Origin of the sequence: Ligilactobacillus sp., assembly GCF_036846325.1 — a bacterium.
Taxonomy (GTDB): Bacteria; Bacillota; Bacilli; order Lactobacillales; family Lactobacillaceae; genus Ligilactobacillus.
In genome coordinates, this window is record NZ_DAIUCE010000113.1 from 4,065 (window position 1) to 5,151 (window position 1,087).

At 50.2% G+C, this 1,087-nt stretch carries 2 pseudogenes; both read left to right on the plus strand.

The features are described 5' to 3' along the window. Positions 1–794, plus strand: a pseudogene (locus tag V7Z60_RS08780) (phage tail protein); the annotation flags it as partial. A gap of 10 nt (positions 795–804) precedes the next feature. Further along, positions 805–1,087, plus strand: a pseudogene (locus V7Z60_RS08785) (phage tail protein); the annotation flags it as partial.

Sequence of the window (1,087 nt, forward strand, 5' to 3'; positions counted from 1 at the left end):
TTGAAGAAGGCGGCAAGCTGCAACAGTCAATCGGCGGTGTAGAGACGTTGTTCAAGAGTTCGGCAGGCATGGTTAAGCGGTATGCGCAGGAAGCGTATCGGACAACCGGCGTGTCGGCTAACTCATACATGGAAAACGTAACCAGTTTTGCAGCAGCCCTTGTGTCATCGTGTGGCGGCAAGACCAAAGCCGCCGCAAAGCTGGCTAACACAGCCATGACTGACATGGGCGATAATGCCAATAAAATGGGCACTGACATGGAACTGATCCAGGAGACGTATCAGTCTCTTGCCCGTGGCAACTATGACATGCTGGACAACTTGAAACTCGGCTACGGTGGCACTAAATCCGAAATGGAACGTCTGATGAAGGACGCTGAAAAGCTGACGGGGGAACACTACACCGTCGGCGATTTTGGCGATACCGTCAAGGCGATTCATGCGGTTCAGGAACATCTTAAGATTACGGGTACAACGGCCAAGGAAGCCTCAACTACGCTTCAGGGGTCGTGCAACTCGATGAAGGCTTCGTTTCAGGATGTTCTTGGTAATTTATCTGACGGCGAGTTAGACATAACTCCGTCGCTGAACGCGCTGGCGAAGACCACATCAACGTTCTTCTTTGGCAATTTTGTACCAATGCTAGGACGGTTGATTTCGACGTTACCGAGCGCTCTTTCGACATTTATACAGGCTGCCGTTCCGGAAGTGAAAAAGGGACTTCAGGGAATGTTCTCGAATCTTGGCATTGACGCCCGTAATAAACACAATCAAGACCTGCATAAACAATCTTGATTTCAGCGGCTTGAAATCACTGGCTTCTGCTGTACTTCCGGCAGTTCAGACAGGGTTTGAAACATTTGCAAGCGTCGCATTGCCGGCAGTCAGTCCGCTGATCAAAGCAGTAACCAGCCTTTGGAACGCTTGTCAGCCGCTGCTTAAAACAATCGCTGGTGCACTGACCCCGGCTTTTAAAGTTCTGGGTGCATTCCTTGGCGGTGTTTTCAAAGGCGTTCTCAGTACAATCACGTTTGCAGTCAATGCCGTTAAAGTTGCCATTCAGGTGTTGACGCCGATTGTCAATGTCG